This is a genomic window from Peribacillus sp. TH16 (assembly GCF_016651095.1).
Classification (GTDB): Bacteria; Bacillota; Bacilli; order Bacillales; family DSM-1321; genus Peribacillus; species Peribacillus butanolivorans.
In genome coordinates this window covers 158070-172459 of record NZ_JAEKEM010000003.1, presented here as the reverse complement: position 1 = coordinate 172459, position 14390 = coordinate 158070, and the positions used below count along the sequence as shown (strand labels likewise).

18 protein-coding genes are annotated in these 14390 nt (G+C 37.3%); 6 read left to right on the top strand and 12 right to left on the bottom strand.

Annotated features, from left to right (window positions below; all coding sequences use genetic code 11):
* Positions 1-140 precede the first annotated feature (140 nt).
* The 4 genes from JFV29_RS12150 to JFV29_RS12135 all read right to left on the bottom strand — a co-directional run bounded on the left by JFV29_RS12150 (position 141) and on the right by JFV29_RS12135 (position 4148).
* A complete protein-coding gene (locus tag JFV29_RS12150) occupies positions 141-1148 on the bottom strand; it encodes an LLM class flavin-dependent oxidoreductase (protein ID WP_201183817.1) in 1008 nt (335 codons plus the stop codon).
* Positions 1149-1179: 31 nt separating this feature from the next.
* Positions 1180-2145, bottom strand: coding sequence for a TIGR03571 family LLM class oxidoreductase (locus tag JFV29_RS12145; protein WP_201183814.1), 966 nt, complete (start codon positions 2143-2145; stop codon positions 1180-1182).
* Positions 2146-2735: 590 nt separating this feature from the next.
* Positions 2736-3044, bottom strand: a complete 309-nt coding sequence (locus JFV29_RS12140; protein ID WP_057219135.1) for an ArsR/SmtB family transcription factor — start codon at positions 3042-3044, stop codon at positions 2736-2738.
* Positions 3045-3782: 738 nt separating this feature from the next.
* Entirely contained in the window at positions 3783-4148 is a 366-nt protein-coding gene (locus tag JFV29_RS12135) for a winged helix-turn-helix transcriptional regulator (protein ID WP_201183811.1), read from the bottom strand.
* Positions 4149-4356: 208 nt separating this feature from the next.
* On the opposite strand from JFV29_RS12135, the gene hxlA reads away from it, so the two are divergent.
* Positions 4357-4989, top strand: a complete 633-nt coding sequence (gene hxlA / locus JFV29_RS12130) for a 3-hexulose-6-phosphate synthase (protein WP_056519751.1) — start codon at positions 4357-4359, stop codon at positions 4987-4989.
* A gap of 8 nt (positions 4990-4997) precedes the next feature.
* Positions 4998-5555, top strand: a complete 558-nt coding sequence (gene hxlB / locus JFV29_RS12125) for a 6-phospho-3-hexuloisomerase (RefSeq protein WP_201183808.1) — start codon at positions 4998-5000, stop codon at positions 5553-5555.
* A gap of 88 nt (positions 5556-5643) precedes the next feature.
* Here the strand turns inward: hxlB and JFV29_RS12120 are convergent, their stop codons facing one another.
* The 3 genes from JFV29_RS12120 to JFV29_RS12110 form a co-directional block, all read right to left on the bottom strand.
* Complete coding sequence (locus tag JFV29_RS12120) at positions 5644-5814, bottom strand: IS3 family transposase (RefSeq protein WP_274606939.1); 171 nt, start codon at positions 5812-5814, stop codon at positions 5644-5646.
* Between the two features lie 74 nt (positions 5815-5888).
* Positions 5889-6290: a type II toxin-antitoxin system death-on-curing family toxin gene (locus JFV29_RS12115; protein ID WP_201183805.1), complete on the bottom strand. Its 402-nt coding sequence runs from the start codon at positions 6288-6290 to the stop codon at positions 5889-5891.
* A 1-nt stretch (position 6291) separates the two neighbouring features.
* Complete coding sequence (locus tag JFV29_RS12110; protein ID WP_201183803.1) at positions 6292-6537, bottom strand: AbrB/MazE/SpoVT family DNA-binding domain-containing protein; 246 nt, start codon at positions 6535-6537, stop codon at positions 6292-6294.
* A 96-nt stretch (positions 6538-6633) separates the two neighbouring features.
* Here JFV29_RS12110 and JFV29_RS12105 point away from each other — a divergent pair, with 96 nt between their 5' ends.
* On the top strand, positions 6634-6870 hold the full coding sequence (locus JFV29_RS12105; RefSeq protein ID WP_201183800.1) for a dehydrogenase: 237 nt from the start codon (positions 6634-6636) through the stop codon (positions 6868-6870).
* Between the two features lie 213 nt (positions 6871-7083).
* Here JFV29_RS12105 and JFV29_RS12100 read toward each other — a convergent pair whose 3' ends face one another.
* Together JFV29_RS12100 and JFV29_RS12095 are read right to left on the bottom strand one after the other, a co-directional pair.
* Positions 7084-8010, bottom strand: a complete 927-nt coding sequence (locus tag JFV29_RS12100) for a DMT family transporter (protein ID WP_201183797.1) — start codon at positions 8008-8010, stop codon at positions 7084-7086.
* A 91-nt stretch (positions 8011-8101) separates the two neighbouring features.
* The gene (locus JFV29_RS12095; RefSeq protein ID WP_201184248.1) at positions 8102-9532 is read right to left on the bottom strand and encodes an aminotransferase class I/II-fold pyridoxal phosphate-dependent enzyme; all 1431 of its coding nucleotides are present in this window, start codon (positions 9530-9532) and stop codon (positions 8102-8104) included.
* Between the two features lie 103 nt (positions 9533-9635).
* Here JFV29_RS12095 and JFV29_RS12090 point away from each other — a divergent pair, with 103 nt between their 5' ends.
* A complete protein-coding gene (locus JFV29_RS12090; RefSeq protein ID WP_201183794.1) occupies positions 9636-10580 on the top strand; it encodes a DMT family transporter in 945 nt (314 codons plus the stop codon).
* A 455-nt stretch (positions 10581-11035) separates the two neighbouring features.
* On the opposite strand, the gene JFV29_RS12085 is transcribed toward JFV29_RS12090, so the two are convergent.
* On the bottom strand, positions 11036-11446 hold the full coding sequence (locus JFV29_RS12085) for an NUDIX hydrolase (protein ID WP_201183791.1): 411 nt from the start codon (positions 11444-11446) through the stop codon (positions 11036-11038).
* Positions 11447-11958: 512 nt separating this feature from the next.
* On the opposite strand from JFV29_RS12085, the gene JFV29_RS12080 reads away from it, so the two are divergent.
* The gene (locus JFV29_RS12080) at positions 11959-12447 is read left to right on the top strand and encodes a DUF2975 domain-containing protein (RefSeq protein ID WP_201183788.1); all 489 of its coding nucleotides are present in this window, start codon (positions 11959-11961) and stop codon (positions 12445-12447) included.
* A 10-nt stretch (positions 12448-12457) separates the two neighbouring features.
* A complete protein-coding gene (locus JFV29_RS12075; protein ID WP_061465081.1) occupies positions 12458-12676 on the top strand; it encodes a helix-turn-helix domain-containing protein in 219 nt (72 codons plus the stop codon).
* Positions 12677-12935: 259 nt separating this feature from the next.
* On the opposite strand, the gene JFV29_RS12070 is transcribed toward JFV29_RS12075, so the two are convergent.
* Together JFV29_RS12070 and JFV29_RS12065 are read right to left on the bottom strand one after the other, a co-directional pair.
* Positions 12936-13280, bottom strand: a complete 345-nt coding sequence (locus JFV29_RS12070) for a short-chain dehydrogenase (protein WP_207196621.1) — start codon at positions 13278-13280, stop codon at positions 12936-12938.
* A 166-nt stretch (positions 13281-13446) separates the two neighbouring features.
* Positions 13447-14244: a hypothetical protein gene (locus tag JFV29_RS12065; protein WP_201183785.1), complete on the bottom strand. Its 798-nt coding sequence runs from the start codon at positions 14242-14244 to the stop codon at positions 13447-13449.
* Positions 14245-14390 lie beyond the last annotated feature (146 nt).

Below are 14390 nucleotides of genomic sequence, written 5' to 3'. Positions count from 1 at the left end.
TTTAAAAATTTCGTTTCAAACCTATAAAAGAATTTACAGGTTGTTTTCTTTGTCTTCTTTTACTGCTTCAATCTAAATCACATTAATTTAACTGATTTAATATCTGCAGAAAATACATCCTTTATTAGACTAGACACTGTTTAATTTACTGCAGCCTGAGCCAAAATTTCATAAGAGCGCAGCCGTGCCTTATGATCAAAAATCTCTGTATGAGCCATAATTTCATCAGCGTCAGTCTTTTCTATTAACTCATGGAGCTGCTGCTTCACACCTGCAGGGTCCCCGATGATGGAAGTGAAAAGCTGTTCTTCAACCGCCCTGCGTTCATTATCGTTCCAAATCTCGTCCATGTTATCAACAGGTGGCAAAATGGGCGAAGACTGTCCGCGGGTTAACAAAAGAAATTTTTGATACATCGAAGTGGCAAGCCTTTGTGCCTCCTGTTTCTCATCAGCAGCCACCACTTGAACGGCTAACAGTACATAAGGCTCCTCCAAAAATTGAGACGGACGAAAATAATCCCGGTACAGTTTTATGGCCTCCATCATGTTACCTGGAGCAAAATGTCCCGCGAAAGAGAATGGTAACCCAAGTATTCCAGCCAATTGTGCACTATAAAACCCTGAACCTAACAGCCAAATTGGCACATTTGTTTTTTCGCCGGGAATAGCGTGAAAGCTAAATGAACCATTCTTAGTGGCTGTTCCTGTACCATAAAGATATGCGATAAGCTCATCAAGCCGGGCATCAAATTCAGGTTCACCAGCAACCCGCTGCCGCAATACATTTGCTGTATATTGGTCGGTGCCAGGTGCCCGCCCCAATCCAAGGTCGATCCGGCCAGGGAAGAAGGCTTCTAATGTTCCAAATTGCTCAGCCACGGAAAGAGGAGAATAATGGGAAAGCAGCATTGCGCCTGATCCAATACGAATTTCTTCCGTGACAGAGGCTACTCGTCCAATTACGATCGGGGATGCTGAACTCGCCATTCCTGCCCAATTATGATGTTCAGCAAGCCAAAACCGTTTATATCCCCACTGCTCTGTTTTCTTTGCTAGATCAAGCGTGTTTTGAAGGGAAAGTTCGGCTGATCCTCCCTCGACAATTGGGGAGGGATCTAGTACTGAAAGTTCTATTTTCTTTGTCATAATTCTTCCTCCTTCTATACAATTAAATTTTTTAAAGCTGGCCTTTACGTTTATGGGTTGGAAAGTAGGGTAAAACAAATTCTCCAAGTTCCTGGATTACTTCCTCCGGAGGGCGCTTGGAAAAATACAGAACAAACGCCAAATGGTTGACACCAATCGCTTGAAATCGATGAAGTAGATCAACTAAATGGTTTCTTCCCACGGAATAGCCTAAGGGTATGGGGACAGGCATTTCATCGGGATTTTCCAATAAATTGATGAACAAGCTTTGAGAGAAGGGTTTAAAATCTCCTGGAGCATGCACTTCAGTTAAAGCACGATAATCCTGGATAAGCTGCGCCTGTTGAATAATGCTTCTTGGGTATTGAAGCCACCCATCCCCATTCCTTGCTATCCAATTGATAGACTGATTGCTAAATCCAGTCACCATGGTCGGAATCGAAGATACAGGCTTTGGAATTAACCTCATATCTGTACCATCGATCAGCCCGGCGTGGCTGTGGATTGTCGGCTGATCCTCTTTTAACAGCCGGTCGAGAATTTCGAAATTTTCTTTAAATAACGGACCGCTTTCTTGCTTAGATATCCCTAAAGCTGTAAAGTCTTTTTCCCTGTCCCCTGATGCCACTCCCATAATCAATCGACCTGGAAACAATTGATCGATTGATGCAGCTTCCTTGGCTACCCTGACGGGGTGGCGCAAAGGGAGAACTACACTTCCTGTCACTAACGCAATGTGCTTCGTATAGGCAGCAAGATACGTCAAATAAATCCATAAATCGTACTTTTGGCCGTTATCATCAATATTCAAATTCTGTATCGTAATATCACGGAGCCATAATGAAGCAAAGCCATATTCCTCAATTTTACGGGCAAGCTCAAGCTGATTCTCCATAATCGGATTTTTAGACATCCTGGCAGTCGGGAGGATAAATCCGAGTGTCATTTTGTCTTTCTGGTACATGCTGTTATAGGCACGATGATTTTGAAAACTCACTCTTGGTCCTCCTTAAAAGGTTATATTTTTAAGCCTATATACTTTTCAAACTGTTTAATGGTTTCCTCATTGCTTCGATAATAAGTCCATTGTCCGATTCGTTTCATTTCTACCAGGTGAACGTCCGACACCTGCCTCTATTCTTCCGGGAAAAAGTGATTGTAATTAAAATAGCTAGGTAGCCACCTTTTATGCACTATACTGTGGAAGCAGGATTCCACCACTGCCAACCTTCAATTATGTTTTCAAATTTGTTCATTTTAATTTTCTCCCTTTTCATCTCTTAGAATTTCAGTATATTATTAAACAACGGATTGTATTGGATCAATAGGAAACAAAAGCGAATACTTCATCCTTATTCTTATGGACACCCTTTCTAAATTTGTCTAAATCTCTTCCTTACTATAATTAATAAATCAGCTCCTTAAATAACGCTGAAATCATAGAAGCGTATATAATAAATTAATACATCGCGAATTAACGATTTATTTTAATAAAAAAATATATGGCCTAACATATTTACATATTCTGAAATCTAGATATATATTAATTGATTAAAGTGAATTGCTTCAAGCAATTCACTTTAATCCTCAAATCTCTTTCGCAATGTAATTGCTTATTTCCTTAATAACTTCTTCATTACGCTTATAGTATGTCCACTTCCCCTTACGCGTTGCTTCGAGTAGCCCAGCCCGATGTAACATAGTAAGATATTGAGAAACCGTTGATTGTGTTACATTTAACTTATGATGTAGCTGTGATACGCATACACCCTCTTTCTCAAAGCTAACCCCTTCAGAAATAGGGAGGGTAAAATAGTTTTCAGGCTCTTTTAACCACTTCAAAATCTGCAAACGTTTTTCATTAGACAATGCTTTAAAGATTTCTATGATATCCATATGTTTATAATATCATTAATTCCCGATATGTCAATTTGAATTCCCCCCTATAAGGATATCAATCGAAGTTAATACCTACTACCAAGCATGTTAGTTATCTAAATATAGTCAGAATACTATTTACGGACCCAATCAATCTGAACATAATTAGAGCCTCCTTATACAGCGTTTGTCATTGTCATCCGGATTATGCCAAAGCAGTCGTAGCAGTGAAAAATGCGGCAGATCAATAATCACTTTTTTGTTCAAATTTATTGATCTTCCACAATCGAGGCATTATCTACAGTATGGAAAAAAGCCCAATTTCTCAATTTAATGCTGAGAAATTGAGCTTTTAATATTGGTATTTCCTTAACGTTGTAAATTCGCGTTTTGCTGGTGGTATCCCTGTAAGTACGCTCTTTATAATTAAATAGTATCAGTAAAATTACATAGTGTAATAAAGTATACCAATTACTAGGTCCTTGTATAATATTCCTAGAAACGAAAAGGTTTTCCCATCTGAGTAGACACTCCTTCATTAAGCTAACCGTACACCACCATGGCTAGAGATTTGCACCAATGCCGGGTGCATGTGAAAAAGCCAAGGTCAGCAACTATACAAAAATCGCTAACCTTGGCTTTTAATAACTGATTATTAAATGTTGTGCTTTTCTCTACCTTAATTTGATACGTGACCATATAAAGGTAAAGAAAAAGGAGAAAACATCTTTGAATAAGAAAGAAGGGATAGTTTTTCTAATTGATATCCTCTTTTCTTTTTACTTGGCCCCCAACGACATTCTCCATATAATTTTTGCCCCAATTATACATCGAATCAAGAATCGGCATCAGGCTTTCTCCTTGTTCTGTCAGAGAGTATTCCACTTTGGGAGGTACAATTGGATAGACTTCGCGATGAACAATAAGATCTTCTTCCAGCTCTCGAAGCTGGTTAACGAGCATTCTTTGAGTGATGCCCGGCATAAGAGCCTTCAGTTCACCAAAACGCTTGGTCCCCTGCTTGCCTAGGTGCCATAAAACAAGCATCTTCCATTTCCCCCCAATAACAGAAAGGGTCAATTCCTTCTCACAATTGAATGTTTTATTCTGTAGCCTTGTCATTCAAATCACCTCCAAATATAAATCCTTAATCACATAGTATACTTTTTAACACTATGTAAAATTAAAGTGCGTACTTACAAAAATATTATACTTAGTATACGATACATTGTACAGTCGATATAAATTTCTTGCGGTGCAATGATTGAGTGCCAGAGGGGCATACTTACTGTGCAACAAACTAAAACATACTATTAGGAGTGAAGAATAAATGGAATTACAATTGGCACTGGATTTAGTAAACATTCAAGAAGGTATTGAATTGGTTAAACAAGTGGAGGAATATGTTGATATCGTAGAAATCGGTACACCTGTGGTTATTAATGAAGGGCTTAGGGCTGTTAAAGAAATGAAAGAAGCTTTCCCTTCTTTGAAAGTATTAGCTGACCTAAAAATTATGGATGCAGCCGGTTATGAAGTGATGAAGGCATCTGAAGCTGGCGCTGATATCATCACGATTCTTGGTGCAGCTGAAGATATGTCCATCAAAGGGGCTGTTGAAGAAGCTAAAAAACAAGGCAAAAAAATCCTTGTTGATATGATCGCTGTGAAAGATCTTGAAACTCGTGCTAAAGAAGTGGATGCATTTGGCGTCGACTACATCTGTGTGCACACTGGCTACGATCTTCAAGCTGTTGGAAAAAATTCTTTTGAGGACCTTCAAACCATTAAACGTGTTGTAAAAAATGCAAAAACTGCTGTAGCAGGCGGCATAAAATTAGATACACTTCCGGAAGTCATTAAAGCACAACCTGACCTTGTCATTGTTGGTGGAGGTATCACTGGGCAAGCTGATATTAAAGGGACAGCTGCCCAAATACAAAAATTAGTGAAACAAGGCTAATATCCATCATGCATACTTCTCAATATTTAGCTGAAATCATAAAAGAGCTAAATCGTTCAGTAGACTTAATAGCTGACGAAGAAGCTGAAAAACTGGTTAATGGGATTCTTGAATCAAAGAAAGTTTTTGTAGCGGGTGCAGGAAGATCCGGGCTTATGGGTAAATCCTTTGCCATGCGAATGATGCACATGGGGATAGATGCGTATGTAATAGGTGAAACAGTCACCCCTACCTTCGAAAAAGACGACATTTTGATCATCGGAACCGGTTCAGGAGAAACAAAAAGTTTGGTTTCCATGGCTGAGAAAGCAAAAAGTATCGGTGGAACCATTGCGACTGCAACAATTTTCCCTGAATCCACCATTGGAAAATTGGCGGATATCGCAATAAAATTGCCTGGTTCACCTAAAGATCAGTCAGAAGGTGATTATCAAACAATTCAACCAATGGGCTCTCTATTTGAGCAAACTCTCTTACTTTTTTACGATGGTGTCATTTTGAGGTTCATGGATAAAAAGGGATTGGATACCAATAAAATGTATGGCCGACACGCAAATCTCGAGTAAAGAAATGATAACTAAAAAGTAAGATATAAAAAGACCGCAAGGAATTCTTTGAACTGTGCCCCATTTTACGGACAGTATAAAAAAGTGCCTAAGCGGCTAATAAGTGGTCCCGGTATTGTACCGGGGCCATTTTCTTTAGCCCCCATTGATAACGATGTTCATTATATTCTTCAATAACTCGATCAATTTCTTCCTTCACATCCGTTAAATTAGTACATGTTTTATATTCTGACTTGTTCCCCTTTTTTTGAATAATCATTTATTGTATACCATCAGCATGAATTGCTACCAACCGTCGATAAAAAACAAATTTTGCTCAATGAACGAAACCTCTTATAAAGCCTTTATGTTTTCTTGGATGATTCTTGAGATAGCTTTAAAATCATATTTATGGTTGACGACATCTACAACAAAATCCTGTTCTTCTTCTATTCCCATAAGCCATTGATAATGATTGATTTTCAGAAACATAATAAGGGAAGCAAGAGCTGTCCTCTTATTAGCGTTGTGGAACGCATGATTTTTTGAAATGGATTCGAATAATGCTGCAGCCTTTTCATGAATAGATGGGTATGCATCATTCTCGAAAACAGTTTGTCTGGGTCTGTTCACTGCAGAATCAAGGAGACCGGGATCTTTCACCCCGATTTGTTCAGTAGGAGAATAAACTTTTATTTGAATGGCATTGATAGCAATAATTTGATTCGTGGAAAGATAGATAATATCCAACGTCATATTATCTATCCACCAATCCCTTGAATGCTTCGTCATGTTCTTTAATAATGTCTGATAACATTTCCATAAATTCTGCATCTACACCTTTAGGTAATTTCACATTTTTATTTTTCCTTAAAATGATTTCTTCACCCTTAAACTCAACCTCTAATTCGTCTCCAAACGCTAAATTTGCAGTTTTCAACATGTCAACTGGAAACGTAATACCCAAGCTATTTCCGACTTTAGTTAATTTCCTAATGGCCATTATTCATTCCTCCTTCAAAAGAAAGTTATAATTGTTATTACTATTATAACATTAGTCTTTATGGTTTATACTACTTTTATCTGGAATCTGTTATTTTTGATTACACAAAAAAAGCTTGCAGATTTAGACCCTAAAAGGGACCTTATTCTACATGCTGATTTATCAGATAAAGGTATCCATGTGGGACATTTATCATTAGGTATAATGATGAAATTAGGTACTCAAACAGACCTAATTTATGTGGCAGATACTTGGTATTACATGTTCGAAGAAAAAGAAATAGTAGAAGATACTTATCCTAAAGGTGCTATACCGGAAACAATAATCTGGTAATAAGTAAAATAAATTATCTCGTCCAATTGAACAAGCTGCTAACGTAAAGTTTTATCAAGCTTTTCTTTAGCTATAATAAGTCGCGGCAAAGACGATCAATCACTACTTTGGCAAATTTGATTCAGAATTAAGTAAAACTATTAATGTGTTCCTATACGGAAGCCCCCAGGAAAAGACAAAACCTTTACCTGGGGACTATTTCGTTTTGGTCTCTTATTTTACGTGACGAAATTCCCCTGGTTTTCGGGATAAAGAGTTTGTGCCATCATTTTCCGCTTTTGACTTCTTGGAAGAAAGATAAACTCCAGCGAAAATAATCAGCAGGCCAATAATTACATTAGGAGTAATCGCTTCTCCAAGCAAGACATAGCCCCAAACCATAGCGGTTGCAGGAATAAGGTATGTAACCGTTGCCGCTAACTCTGGACTGCCATTTTTATTGATGTAGAAATAGATCAGCTGGCCGAGCCCTGAACCAAAGCACCCAAGACCGACGATGGCGAAAATCGTCAGCGGTTCCATCAACATTGCTGGCTTTATCGGCTCCGTTATTAGCATCCCGATCAAACCGATAACGGCACCCGTGAGCAGCGTAAATGTCGTTATGACCAATACTCCGGTACCAGAAAGAAATCTTTTCGTAAATTGGCCGGCAAATCCGTAACAGGTGGACGCAAGCAGCATTGTTCCAATCCCGATGAATTCCTTGCCGAAAAGCTGACCGACTTGAAAATCCATCAATACTAGAATTCCGAAAAAACCGATAAGAATGCCCATCCATTGGCGGGCGGTTAGAACATATGAAAAAATAATAAATCCGATGATCCCCGTCCAGATCGGAGTGGTTGCATTAAGAATCGATGCCGTGCTGCTGTTAATCTCTGTTTCACTTAGAGGAATTAATCCCCATGCCAATACGCAATTGAAGATTCCGACAACGACCAGTGCTTTCCACGGCAATTTCCAGCTGATTTCCCTGCGCTTCCACCACAAAACGGGAAGCAGAACAGCAGCACCCGCCAAACAGCGGAGAAACACAATCCCCCAAATGCCCGCTGGCGGGAGCAACCACTTCATAAAAACAAACGATAAACCCCATATCAAACTAAGGCCAATTAAAGCCCCGTATAATCGAAGCATGATGTTCCCCCTTCCTACTCTCTTATTATGGCAAACTTTGATAGGGATTTCATATAAAATCTTGCTATATAAGTTGAACTTGTAATTAAAATCATTGTCGATATGCGGAATCACTATTTATCGTTTCAGCAACCGTCATTAGTTTTTTCATGCCTGTTTGCAGCTGTATTTCGTTTGCGTACGAAAAGCTCAGTCTAATCCACGATCTAAGGGCTTGATCTGGATCACATATAGATCCCGGCACGAAGGAAATGGACTGTTCCAAACAGGCATCAAGGAGCTTTTCAACTGAAATTTGTTCTGGAAGTTCCACCCACAAGTTTAATCCTCCTAATGGATCTGTCCATTTCCATGACGTTGCAGCCAGTTCATTTCTCATTACTTCTTTCCTTAAAAATAGAGCTGTTCGCAATTTCTCCAAGTGAATCTGCATTCGTTCCGAGAAAAAATAGTGCAGGAACATTTTTTGATTAATAAGGGCCGTCCCGTTGTCAGCGAGTGACTTTGAAGTAATCAAGTGGCTCATTAGCGGATGACGGCAAGCTACAGCTGCAACACGCAATCCAGGTGAAACGTATTTACTAAAGCTGCGGATATAGATAACATAGCCATCGGTATCATACGAATAAATCGGGAATGGAGGAGCCTTATCAAAATAAATATCCCTGAAAGGATCATCTTCAACGATGACACATTGATACTTTTCTGCAAGTTCCACCAGCTGTTTTCTTTGCAGAGCAGAAATGGTGTGGCCTGTTGGATTATTGAAGGTTGGATTTGTATAGAAAAACCGCGGTTTATCTTTTTTTAAGATATGTTCTAGCTGATTCAGATCGTAACCGCCCTGCCCAATCTCAATCCCAATAATACGCGCACCATATTGCCTGAAAATATCAATGGCTGAGCTGTATGTAGGCCTCTCAACTAATACTGTATCATTCGCCCTAAGCAGAACCTTTGCCACGAGATCAATGGCCTGTTGAGCACCTGAAGTAATTAACAGCTCATCAATCGGTGCAAAAAAATGGTGCGTCTTGTAAAAGTAGTCTGAAAGTGCTGTCCTCAATTCCTCATCCCCTTGAACAGTCGAATAAGTGCCAAGCACTTTGGGATAGAGGGTAAAAACCTTTTTGACATATTCAGATAAATAAGAATTCGGCAGGAGATTCGGATCAATAAGGGCTTGAGAGAATTGATAGTCAACAGCCACCTGATGGATCGATGACAACAGGTTGCTATAAGGATAGTCAGCGATTTCTGGCAGCTGAGATTCATTCAAAGAAAAAGATGGATCTTCAGGCTGAACAAAGTACCCTGATTTTTCCTTTGCGTATATCTTTTTATGTTCTTTTAGTAATTGATAAGCTCTTAGAACAGTCAACCGATTTACATTCAGTTCCTCCGCCATTCTTCTTACAGAAGGCAGTTTCTCATGTTCCTTCCATTCTTTACGATCAATTTTGGCAAGAACCAAATCGTAAATCTGCTTATAAAGCTCTGAGGATTTTATCTTCACATGAATTCCCCCCAATATCAGTTTAGCACCAAGGTTTGCGATCTGTTCTACCTACAATGAATCTGTTCTATTTCCCGTCCTATATGATGAGTAGCAAGGAGGGATTTACATGATTATCTTTAACTATATTTGTATGTGCTTGATTTTTGGGACAACATTCCTGGCAATAAAAATAGGAGTAGACGAAGGGCTTCCTCCCTTTTTTTCAGCAGGGATTCGATTTTTCATGGCAGGAATCCTTCTATTTTTAATGATGTCGCTGCGAAAAAAAGCAAATCTGGCTGTTCTTTTTTCTAAAGAATCATTCATCACAGGAAGTACGTTAACATTCGGAACGTTTGCTACTCTATATTGGGCGGAACAGTACGTTGCTTCCGGAGTTGGTGCTGTCCTGTCTGCAACGGGACCAATTATGATTTTGCTGATTCAAACAATGGTCTTGCACGTTAAGTTATCTATAAGAACGTTTGTAGGATGTGCAATCAGCTTGATTGGAGTGGCTCTGCTCCTTATGCCGAATCTGACTGTTTCCTACGATTCAATATGGCTGATCGCTTGCTTCCTTATTCTGCTTGGTCAATTGGGTTATGCAGCAGGAACGATCTATTCCAAAAAGGTGTCAGAGCGTTTTTCAGGCACCTCACCTATTATGCTGAATGCTACTCAAATGATTTACGGCGGTGCATTGCTTCTGCTGCTGTCTTTGACATCTGAGCAGATAAACATAGGAGATCTTGCAAATAAGAATGCAATAGGATCGATCGTGTACTTGACCGTTTTTGGCTCTATGATTGCCCATACCATATACTATTGGCTTGTTTCAAAAACGGACCCGATATTTCCGTCCACATGGCTCTACATCTCCCCCATCATTGCCTTAGGACTTGGGAAGGTCTTGTATCAGGAAAAGATAACATGGCTCATGTTTTTCGGGGGAATCACGATCATTGCAGGATTAATTGTGATTAATTCTAAGGCCTTAATCACCCATTTTGCAAATAAGTGCCGTACTGATTCCGTTAAGAGTGAAAGTTATCGCGCTAATAAGGCTTAATGTTCAAGTCTCACATTTAAAAAGCGTTAGAATCCTATTCTGTAAATTTAGGTGATAATTTGCACTTAACTTAAGTGCTATTTTGCACGTAAAAGAATCAACTATAGGGATTGATCAAAAGGTCCTCCTGAACCCCCATATTAGCGTAAATAAAAAGAATCCATTTTGGAAAAAAATGAACAAAATGGATTCTTTTCTAGTGATTAAGTATACGGTTTTTATAAAATAGTTTGATCATTTTTTGTGATCCTTTTGTTGATTGACAATAAGGTCGTTTAATTTTAAAGCTACAAACATGCATAACACCGTCCAAATTTTTGAACGGTGTTAAAATAAAGTTATTAATTTTGATTGTAGGTCAAAATTGCTCTTTCCACAGTAACAATAATGTCATTTAAAATCTATAATTCAATGCAATAACACAGCAATTTAGCCCTAATACCATTGTATTTTAATTATTTCTGGAATGTATATCCTGCTCTGGAGTTGCTAATTAGTTTGGATACTCCTTCTGGATAATAAGGCATTAGTCTATCTGCTTCCTCTAAATTTACCCATTCAACTCTTAAAATGTTTTTTTCCTTTGGAATTTGTTCAGGTGATTTTAGAACTTGCCCTTCAAACATAATAAAATATACATGATCTTCATTTATAAATGCTTCATTTAATGCAATAATATCGTTTACCTGCACATCATAGCCCGTTTCTTCTTTAACTTCTCTGATGGCTGCTTCTTTTAGAGTCTCATTTGCTTCAACTGCTCCTCCTGGTAAGGACCAAGTGTTATTTTTTTTATTTAGTACCACTAAAATCTTATTGGTATCCTCGTTAAACAAAAGTGTGTACACAACATCAACACGATTCAAATTCAATACTCCTTTTCTTATTAGTTAAGAGTTAAACAAGTTTATTGTAAATTAAACATCTTTATTTGTAATTAATTATCTTTATTGTCATTGAACACCTTTTAGTGATCCTTATAGAACTAACGCACCCGTAGTTTAAGTACAATGTTTCACAAACCTACTCAATTACCACTTCATTTATTACATGAATGCTGCCCGTCTATATGAGAGCAAGAGATGACTCTTCCACAAATTCTGTTTATTCTCTTGCTCCAGCTTAAATAGATCTTGATTATTTCTCTCAAAAGAATGCAAGACTTCGCTTCTCTTTCTCTCCTCAACAAAAAACAAAGAATGATACGGAGTCTTACTCGGAATATTTGAATGCCCTTCATGAATTTGATCAAAGAAACAAGTATATCGAAGGACTTCATGTAACAATAATAATACAATAAAAAACAATACGAATTTATTGTAAAACGATAAATCATATGATAAAATCATGTTGTCATTAAATAAGTGAGGTATTTTAAATGAATGTTAAACCAGGTTCAACCACTTTCTTAAAGGTAATTATTTTTCTGGTTGGAATTGCAGTTCTTGCATTGTGCATATTTTTGGTGCCTAAGATTGGGAATTTTGCTGGGGAATTGTATCCAGATATTGCTTATATGAAATCTCTCGTTTTAATCGATATGTACGTGGCAGCGATTCCTTTTTATTTCGCTCTTTATCAAGCTTTTAAACTTTTAAGCTATATTGATAAGAATCAAGCGTTCTCGGAATTATCGGTAAAGGCTTTAAAGAATATAAAACACTGTGCCATCACGATCAGTACCTTGTACCTGTTAGGTATGCCACTCTACTATCTCATGGCGAAAAGAGTTGACCCTCCAAGTTTCATACCAATCGGATTGGTCATTATTTTCGCCTCAATGGTGATCGCCGTTTTTGCTGCTGTTCTCCAAAGACTTTTACAAGAAGCTATTAATATAAAATCAGAAAATGATTTAACGATCTGAGGTGAATATCATGGCGATTATCATCAATATTGATGTGATGTTGGCAAAAAGGAAAATGAGCGTAACAGTACTTTCGGAGAGGGTTGGAATTACTATGGCGAATCTTTCCATTCTGAAAAATGGAAAAGCAAAAGCGGTTCGTTTTTCAACATTAGAAGCGATATGTAAGACTTTGGATTGTCAGCCAGGTGATATTTTGGAGTACAAGGGCGACGAAGACACTCAATAAAAACAGACAACAACTTTCTTCAACCAACGGGATTAGATAGTGAAATTAAGATGAAGGGGTAGCTATTAAGCTATCCCTTCTCTGCGTTTATTATTGATATTTAATTAGAGAATTCCATTGAGAATTGCATTGATATTAGTGACAAAAAATGTGATGTGATTTGCATTGTTTGCACCTCAAAAGGGAACCCGTTAGCCGCAGCCATCCCTTCTTTAATATAAGCACCCGTTAATTTAGATAAGATAAAAAACAAAAAGGCTTATATTCCAAAGTGTATCATGTATTTATTTTCCTCTTTAGCCTGAAATATTTTAGAAGCTAACTCATTAAGTTCAGCAGATTTTTTATACATCGTTGAAGATGTAATCACATCATAAAACATTGATAAAGAATCAGGTGGAATAATTGTAATTCCCCAGTAAGCTAACCCAAACTCTGGGCGTTCAAGCGAATGAAAGTAGGTTCTCATAATAGATAAATGCTCATTTAAGTGATTAATAATTTCATCATCAACAGAAATACATTTATATTTTTGTGGTTCATAACCAATATTTCTTTTCAGATTTTCGATATTATCAATTATTCCAAAATCATGAACAGGCATTATTTAAGACCTCCTGATACATAGTGAGCCTTCTTGCCACTTAAGATATTGCATAAAAGCATACTATTGTTTAAGTACATTTTTTTCAAAAACTCTATAATTGAAGGTCATAAGAATGAATATGTTGTACAAATAATATATTAAAAAGTGCTCATATTCCTTTGCATTAATCTATTTCCCATTTTACATCAATCTTCCCTTTCAAATTATCCCCTGTGACTATTAATATATATATACCTGCTTTTTCTGCATTAAACTGGATTACATTCGTATCACTGTCTCTATATTCTCCATACGTATCTTCTAGCTCTTTCATCTCTACTAACTTCCCGTTATTATCTAAAATATGATACCCATATCCTCCCTCATTCATTTGGTCAAAGGATATATAACTCGTTACTACATCTCCCTTTTTTAAAGATATTGGAATCTCGTTTTTTCCATTGAAACGCTCAAACTCCGCGGAAAATGATGATTTTGTCTTTTCTTCGGTCCAATCTTCTTTTATAGTAAAATCGAATAATCTTATACATAGCAGTAGAGGGAAGACTAAAAGAGAAATCCATACTAATTGCTTTTTTTTCTCTAAAAAATAGTAGCTAAAAGCATAGATAAATGCACATAAGGCACCAACACTTCCAGCAATCAATGAAAACAAATTAATACCCATAAATGGAAAAAACACAATAAATCCTGCTAAACAGTGCAAAAGGATACTCGTCTTGTATGTGACCTCTCTCCATTTATACCTTACTAAATCGATTAGCACTGTCATCACTAGTGCATATCCACAAATTAATCCCCAAACCTTTATATTTGATATAGACTCTGTAAACTCATACAAATCAAATTCGGTTCCCAAAATGATATATATACACATAATAAATACTAATAAACCAAGCGCTGCTAGTTTATTAAGTATGTACTCCATTACATTGTTATTAAACGTTATTTCTAAATTCATAAATCCCCCTATATGAAATTTTTCAATATGATATAAATAATATTAGCAGACATTCCCAATATATTACACAAAGGATTTACAGATTGATTGCCCGGATAGCTTAAGTGTAATTTTTCACAAATAATCTTAAATTAGTATGCCTACTG

Excerpts from the sequence above, each read along its gene's own strand:
- JFV29_RS12150 (WP_201183817.1), bottom strand. The coding sequence starts at position 1,148 with ATGACAAAGAAAATAGAACTTTCAGTACTAGATCCCTCCCCAATTGTC.
- JFV29_RS12140 (WP_057219135.1), bottom strand. The coding sequence starts at position 3,044 with ATGGATATCATAGAAATCTTTAAAGCATTGTCTAATGAAAAACGTTTG.
- JFV29_RS12135 (WP_201183811.1), bottom strand. The coding sequence starts at position 4,148 with ATGACAAGGCTACAGAATAAAACATTCAATTGTGAGAAGGAATTGACC.
- hxlA (WP_056519751.1), top strand. The coding sequence starts at position 4,357 with ATGGAATTACAATTGGCACTGGATTTAGTAAACATTCAAGAAGGTATT.
- hxlB (WP_201183808.1), top strand. The coding sequence starts at position 4,998 with ATGCATACTTCTCAATATTTAGCTGAAATCATAAAAGAGCTAAATCGT.
- JFV29_RS12120 (WP_274606939.1), bottom strand. The coding sequence starts at position 5,814 with ATGATTATTCAAAAAAAGGGGAACAAGTCAGAATATAAAACATGTACT.
- JFV29_RS12115 (WP_201183805.1), bottom strand. The coding sequence starts at position 6,290 with ATGACGTTGGATATTATCTATCTTTCCACGAATCAAATTATTGCTATC.
- JFV29_RS12110 (WP_201183803.1), bottom strand. The coding sequence starts at position 6,537 with ATGGCCATTAGGAAATTAACTAAAGTCGGAAATAGCTTGGGTATTACG.
- JFV29_RS12100 (WP_201183797.1), bottom strand. The coding sequence starts at position 8,010 with ATGCTTCGATTATACGGGGCTTTAATTGGCCTTAGTTTGATATGGGGT.
- JFV29_RS12090 (WP_201183794.1), top strand. The coding sequence starts at position 9,636 with ATGATTATCTTTAACTATATTTGTATGTGCTTGATTTTTGGGACAACA.
- JFV29_RS12080 (WP_201183788.1), top strand. The coding sequence starts at position 11,959 with ATGAATGTTAAACCAGGTTCAACCACTTTCTTAAAGGTAATTATTTTT.
- JFV29_RS12075 (WP_061465081.1), top strand. The coding sequence starts at position 12,458 with ATGGCGATTATCATCAATATTGATGTGATGTTGGCAAAAAGGAAAATG.
- JFV29_RS12070 (WP_207196621.1), bottom strand. The coding sequence starts at position 13,280 with ATGCCTGTTCATGATTTTGGAATAATTGATAATATCGAAAATCTGAAA.
- JFV29_RS12065 (WP_201183785.1), bottom strand. The coding sequence starts at position 14,244 with ATGAATTTAGAAATAACGTTTAATAACAATGTAATGGAGTACATACTT.